The organism is Moorena sp. SIO3B2 (genome assembly GCF_010692525.1).
GTDB classification, from domain to species: Bacteria; Cyanobacteriota; Cyanobacteriia; order Cyanobacteriales; family Coleofasciculaceae; genus Moorena; species Moorena producens.
The window spans coordinates 1-6,728 of sequence record NZ_JAAHHE010000325.1; the positions used below are offsets into that span (position 1 = coordinate 1).

At 44.8% G+C, this 6,728-nt stretch carries 6 protein-coding genes; 1 reads left to right on the forward strand and 5 read right to left on the reverse strand.

The window, feature by feature from the left end; genetic code table 11:
• Positions 1-130: 130 nt before the first annotated feature.
• Together F6K38_RS32590 and F6K38_RS32595 are read right to left on the reverse strand one after the other, a co-directional pair.
• Positions 131-1,027, reverse strand: a complete 897-nt coding sequence (locus F6K38_RS32590) for an Rpn family recombination-promoting nuclease/putative transposase (RefSeq protein ID WP_287359220.1) — start codon at positions 1,025-1,027, stop codon at positions 131-133.
• Positions 1,028-1,367: 340 nt separating this feature from the next.
• Positions 1,368-4,568, reverse strand: coding sequence for an AAA-like domain-containing protein (locus F6K38_RS32595; RefSeq protein WP_287359222.1), 3,201 nt, complete (start codon positions 4,566-4,568; stop codon positions 1,368-1,370).
• Positions 4,569-4,607: 39 nt separating this feature from the next.
• Between F6K38_RS32595 and F6K38_RS32600 the strand changes: the two genes are divergently transcribed.
• Entirely contained in the window at positions 4,608-4,802 is a 195-nt protein-coding gene (locus F6K38_RS32600) for a hypothetical protein (RefSeq protein WP_287266100.1), read from the forward strand.
• On the opposite strand, the gene F6K38_RS32605 is transcribed toward F6K38_RS32600, so the two are convergent.
• The 3 genes from F6K38_RS32605 to F6K38_RS32615 form a co-directional block, all read right to left on the reverse strand.
• Positions 4,771-6,066: an AAA-like domain-containing protein gene (locus F6K38_RS32605; RefSeq protein WP_287359223.1), complete on the reverse strand. Its 1,296-nt coding sequence runs from the start codon at positions 6,064-6,066 to the stop codon at positions 4,771-4,773. The two genes, F6K38_RS32600 and F6K38_RS32605, sit on opposite strands and share 32 nt — an antisense overlap.
• Before the next feature lie 232 nt (positions 6,067-6,298).
• Positions 6,299-6,427, reverse strand: a complete 129-nt coding sequence (locus F6K38_RS32610; protein ID WP_008190170.1) for a hypothetical protein — start codon at positions 6,425-6,427, stop codon at positions 6,299-6,301.
• Between the two features lie 71 nt (positions 6,428-6,498).
• The gene (locus F6K38_RS32615) at positions 6,499-6,633 is read right to left on the reverse strand and encodes a hypothetical protein (protein WP_287266091.1); all 135 of its coding nucleotides are present in this window, start codon (positions 6,631-6,633) and stop codon (positions 6,499-6,501) included.
• Between the last annotated feature and the right edge of the window lie 95 nt (positions 6,634-6,728).

Genomic DNA, 6,728 nt, shown 5'->3' on the forward strand with positions numbered 1-6,728 from the left:
GAAATCCACAAGACTGCCGGAAGCCTTGCGCGAGAGGTATAGTCCTAACCCTAAAGACAAGACTAAGTAGACTAGGACAATCAGCCAATCAACGAGTTGCATAAATTCCGGTTGCTGGTCACGGATTCAGCTATGATATCAGATGATTAATTTCATCCACACTCAACTCCGTATATTGAGCAATATCCTTCAGGGGTAACCCTGCTGCCTTCATCCGTTTAGCAACCTGCTGTTTTACCTTAAGTTTCCCTTGTTCTATAGCGGCCTGTTTTAGACCTTCAAGTCTACCTTGTTTGAAACCTTCCTGAATACAGGTTTCGACAACACTGTACATATCCCGGTAGACCTTCAGGCTATCATAGTAAAGGGCTTGCTCTTTTGGTGAGAAATTGGCAATGTCGGCCACTTCAAAGAGCTGGGCAAACACATCCTCTGGAAAGGATTCAGGGGGAGCCTTAAATTCACCGAGATGCTTCAATAAAAATAACCACTTGTCAAAATGAGTTTCTAATTGATCAACTGATTTAGTAAATTTCGGTAGTTCAATATAAATAAATTTCAACTTATCGTAGAACAGTTCACAGTGCTGATTGTTTAGCTCTACTACATGCAACAGTTCTGAATCGTGCTTATGGTCATTAAAAATAAAATCCAGAATCCCAACAGTGTAGACTACGGTTAGCTGATCATGCCAATTTCCCTGTTGCGCCTGTTCTTGGATGGGAAAAGTGGCATAGTAGACACTGGGATCTTTGAAAAAATTGTGGTCGGCTTTTTTGATTTCCACCATGAACCGTTCACCGGTTGTGCTCTGACAATAACTATCAAAAATCGCTCTTCTGTTCACTAAGCTGTTGCCAAAGAATTCCGGAGTCTTAATGGTGACATCCTGAATCTGATGGTGGACAGGTAACAGAGTATTCAAGAAGTCGATTAACAGTGCTTTGTTGGACTCAGTGCCAAAGACCCGCTTAAAGCCGAAATCCGTAAGCAGGTGAATGTATTTATCTCGCCAGGGGAACACCATATTAATAGATAAAGGGTAAGCTATCAGCTCAGCTGTTCAGCATTTAGATTAGGATACCTAAATTGCTAAGTTGAGTATCTGAAGCTCGACCTTTAGTATTTGAATACCGTTGTTGAGTATTTGAATACCGTTGTTGAGTATTTGAAGATAAACGTTGAACCTCTGAGCTTCACCGTTGAGTATTTGAAGATAAACGTTGAACCTCTGAACCTTAACGGTGAGCCTCTGAACCTCAACGGTGAGTATTTGAATACCGTGGTTGAACCTCTGAACCTCGTGAACCAGCCTCTGGACCTCGTGAACGAACCTCTGAACTTCGTGAATGAACTTCTGAACCTCCCTAGGGGCTCCCCTGAGCCTCGCGGTCGAGGCTCAGAACCTCACGGTCGAGCCTGATTGCCTCACGGTCGAGCCTGATTGCTTCGTTATTTATCTTACTTGATTCGTTTTCAAGTCTTATTGCTTCTTCTTTAAGTCTTAATGATTCGTTTTCAAGTCTTATTGCTTCTTGTTGTACCCTCATTGCCTCTTGATTGAGCCTAAGAGCCTCCCTAGGGGCTCCTCGGAGCCTCATTGCCTCTTGCCTCTTGTATCTTGTATCTTGCCTCTTGTATCTTGTATCTTGCCTCTTGTATCTTGTATCTTGCCTCTTGCCTCTTGTCTGTTCCCTGTTCCCTGTTCCCTGTTCCCTATGGCATACCGTTAACCTATCTTTTGCTTCAGGATGCTCGACAAAGTAATCTTGGAGCAATTCACAGCCCCTAGCCAGCATATCACCTAAATTTTCAAGCGCCAAAATTCTGGCAGTTTTGTCAAATGAAGCAGTGGCCAGTCTCTGTCCATCCGGGCTGAATTCTACACTATATTCCGAGTACTTATGCTCTTCTCGTACGTCTAATTGATTGCCCTGTAAGTCCCAACTTCTGGCAGTTTTGTCAAATGAAACAGTGGCCAGGCTCTGTCCATCCGGGCTGAATTCTACACTATATACCGAGTCCTGATGCCCTATGAGCACGGCTAATGGATTGCCCTTTTTCTCCCAAATTCTGGCAGTGCCGTCGGATGAAGCAGTGGCAACCCTCTGTCGATCAGGGCTGAATGCCACATCCGTTACCCTTTTCTGATGCCCTGTGAGCACGGCTAATGGATTGCCCTTGTTGTCCCAAATTCTGGCAGTGTTGTCGAAGGAAGCAGTGGCCAGCCTCTGTCCATCCGGGCTGAATTCTACACTCGTTACCCAGCCCTGATGCCCTGTAAGGATGGCTAATTCCTTGCCTTGTAAGTCCCAAATTCTGGCAGTGTTGTCGAAGGAAGCAGTGGCCAGCATCTTTCCATCTGAGTTGAAGGCGACACTCCATACCTTGTCCTGATGCCCTATGAGCACGGCTAATGGATTGCCCTTGTTGTCCCAAATTCTGGCAGTGCCGTCGGATGAAGCAGTGGCAACCCTCTGTCGATCAGGGCTGAATGCCACATCCGTTACCCTGTTCTGATGCCCTGTGAGCACGGCTAATGGATTGCCCTTTTTGTCCCAAATTCTGGCAGTTTTGTCGTTTGAAGCAGTGGCCAGCATCTTTCCATCTGAGCTGAATTCTACACTATATACCGAGTCCTGATGCCCTGTGAGCACGGCTAATGGATTGCCCTTTTTGTCCCAAATTCTGGCAGTTTTGTCGTTTGAAGCAGTGGCCAGCATCTTTCCATCTGAGTTGAAGGCGACACTCCATACCTTGTCCTGATGCCCGGTGAGGACGGCTAATTGATTACCCTGTAAGTTCCAAATTTTGGCAGTGCCGTCGAAGGAAGCAGTGGCCAGCTTCTGTTCATCAGGGCTGAATGCTACATCCATTACCTCATCCTGATGCCCTGTGAACACAGCCCGTTCTCGGAATTTACTAATACTTTGCTGGAGGGCATATATAGGACTGATAGCAGAATCTTGATCCAAGGGGTGACTATCTTTAAAGATATTCAATAACTCTTGTACAGTTTCCATTGCCTGGTACAAAAGCTTTTGCTTTTGTGTACTGGTGCCGCAACAATCATTATCCTGTAACTGTACTATAATCCAAATCCCTTGCCGTTCTATTTGCGTGCTTGTTCTGACTTCCTCCATTTTTTCTCTAGCGTTGATACCAGTCACCACAGCAACACTTGCCACAACTAAGGACAAACCCAGTACAATTCCCCCTATGGATATGGTTCGCTTAGCTTTCTGTTGAGCCTTGGCTAATATCTGACTAGCCTCTTTCTCCGCCGCCAAAGCCTTTTGGACTTCTCCTTTGTCTAAAACCTGACTAGCTCTCAAGAACTGGGAATCCAAATCGCTTAAGGCTTTTCCCCTAGACCATTGTTCCGCCTGCTCTAATGCTCCCCCCCGCAACAGTCGAGAGTCATCGTTACACCCAGAATCAACCCAAGCGGTAAAAGCCTCACAGTAGGGGCGCAGTCTGGCCAATTCTTTGTTGACCCAATCGGATCCGAAAACCTCTCTATAAATCCGGTTGTTAACCTTTAAACAACCATGGCGCTCAACCACCAGCCCCGATAGCCTTAATTCCGTCTGTTCCTGACTACCATCAGCAGCTATACAACCGTGATCCAACACTTGCTGATACAAACCCAATAGCATACCAGCCCGTTGCTCATTTCTGAGGATGCGATCGCGTATAGTCTTCAAATGCTCCTGTTCATCCTGGGCTTCCCAATTGTCTATTATCTGGGTACACACTATCTGTGCTACGGAAATACTATTGCCCGATTCCGAAGTCTCCACCACCAAACGACACACACGCTGGGTCAGAAACGGTTGTCCCCCCGTCCAGTTTACTATCTCATCTAACACCTGTTCAGGATTATCCACCTTCCCTACCAAACCGGGAACCAAAGGCGCTTTAGCTTCCTGAAAAGTAAACCCAGTCAACTGAATATCCTGACCAATATTAAACGGAGTGCGCTGTTTATCCTGAATTAAATCTGCAGCAGTTGCCACCCCCAGCAAACAAAAGGTTAGACGATTGTAGGCTGGATTTTCGGCTCTTTGATTGTAACAAGCCCTAATTAAGGCAAAGAAATCATCTTTAAAGTTAACTTTAATAATACTGTCAATTTCATCGAGAAATATAACAATCGGTTGACTGATTTCTTTTAGGATAACCGACTCAATAAACTCATCTAACCACTGCACTGGGGAGAATTTTTCACGCTCTTTTAACCAAGGGATTACCTGTATTTTTACCTTTAATTTAAAACTCTTTGCAAGACTTCTAATCAAACTTCCATACCACTGCTGGGAAGTTACTTCATTGCCAATCCTGGTAACATCAATAGAGGCACAAGCGACTCCGGAATTTGTGAGCTTTTCCATGGTTCGTACCCGCAAACTGGACTTACCCATCTGTCGGGAGTTCAGCACATAACAAAACTCCCCAGCCATCAATGCCTGATAAAGCTCGTGATCAGCTTTTCGGGTCACATAAGTGGGCTCATCTTGAGCTAAACTCCCCCCTACTTTGTAGATTGTTGATTGTTGATTGGTCATTTTTGGATAGGGAACAGGGAATAGGGAACAGGGAACAGTGTGGAGAGTGTGGGGCGGGGGCGCGGGGAGTGTGGGGCGGGGGCGCGGGGAGATGGGGGAGTAACGCAACCTACGCTACTCCTATTGCCTATTGCCTTCCCCTCCTGGGAGGGGTTAGGGGTGGGTTCCTCTTGCCTATTGCCTCTTCCCTACTCCCTACTCCCTACTCCCTACTCCCTAAAATGCGATCGCTAAAATACTGACGATACAAATTACATCTCAAACTACAATCATTCCCATGGCGTTGAACCAGTCCCATACTTTCCAACTTGCGAGTTATATTAGCATCTAGGCGCACCGGCTTGGCTGTACTAACTAATAGTTTAACAGCGTCCAGCAATTGGGGATGCTCTTGAATACTAGTTAAGAGTGAGAGCAGATGACTGCGATAAATTCCTGCTTCTGTGGGGGCTAAATCCAAAAATTTATCCAGGGTATTTTCTACTGCTTGGTGATTATTCATATGATAAAAAGCTTGGGACAATAAATAGGGATGTCCCCCAACCATTGCCATCAGCTTGGTTATTGAATCCACAGATAAGGTCAACCCATAACTCTCGGCAAACTCGTTAACCTGCTGAGCATTAAACTCTAGTAACTCTATAGGTACTCCCACATTAAACGGCGACTTATTGATATCTAAATCAATATAAATTTCCGTGGCATGACCCACCACCAAGCGCAGTTTTTCCCAACTATCCTCAAACTTACCACTCTCATGCCAACTACGGAGCAAGGGCAGAAATCCTTCCGCAATCTCTTGATGCTGAAACACTCGATCAAGGTCATCCAAGCACAACACTAATGGACTTTCTAAAGAGTCTAACAAATACTCTTCAAAGTAGGCCGTGCAGTTGTCTACACTGGTAAAAAAACTATCATCCCAATAGGTCTGCAACTGATTGGCCAATTTCAGTTTGTTACCAACTTGTCCACAAAACGACTTTAAAAATATATCTAAATTAGTGAAATCTAGCCCATTCATGTTTAAGTAAACCCTGCCATAAACCTGTTTTTCGTCATGGGCGATAATCTTATGAATCAGTAAGGTTTTGCCCATCAGTTTCGGCGCTTTAATCCGAATTAACGCTGCTGGTTTAACAATTTCCTGATAACAACGAGCTTCAATGGGTGGGCGCTCAATATAAATCTCTTGATCAGCTCTAGGTCGAGACGATGACAACCCGCACTCTTTTAATACTTGCTCAGCCACTAACTCAGGCTTATAGGTATTAACGATTTCAACTAAATCACAACGACAATTAAAACCGTTAGTTTCAATATCAAAGTCTTTATATAGATTAGAAATATGCTTTCTTACAGTATTTTTATTATCGACAGCTAGCACATTGTCTTTGATTTCTCTATCTGTCTTGCCACCCACTACCGCCTTCAGCACTTCTCGCCTTTTCCAGGGCATGGTATTGAATTTTTGCTCGAAGGCTTCTTTACTAATCATAGGCGAGCACTCCTTCCTAGGTAGTCCTCTTGTTAGTTTAGGGTATTAGTGATTAGTCGAGCAAGATTTAGACAATAGTTTCACAAAGTTTTTTTAGCAGTGAAGAAATAATCACGGAAATCTTCTTCTAGCTTCACCAATGTTAAGAACTGTGAACTAAGTGAACTTTGTTCGTAAGCATTCAGCTATCAGCTATCAGCTATCAGCTATCAGTTTATGCGCTACGGGCACGCTACGCGAACAGCCAAAGGCCAACGGCTGACCGCTGACCGCTGACTGCTGACGGCTGATAGCTTACCAAAAAAAATTCGGTCAAGTTTTGGTTAAGCAATTCTTGACCGAATTCTAATATATAAGCCATTACAAGTATTGCTGAGCTAATCAGCTGATCAGCTATCAGCTGATTAGCAATCAGTTATCAGCTATCAGCTATTAGCCATTCGCGTAGCGTGGCCAAAGGCCAAGGCTGACGGCTGACCGCTGACGGCTGACCGCTGACCGCTGATCACTGACCGCTGACTGCTGAATGCTTAAGTCAGCAACTGATCCAAAACAACAACATTCCAACTTCTAACTCAGTAAACTAACCTCCACAAAACAAGTTTCACTTATGGTCGCCAGGGCGTCAAAACCCTGTCTTGATGCAGTCGCTCATGGGGGAA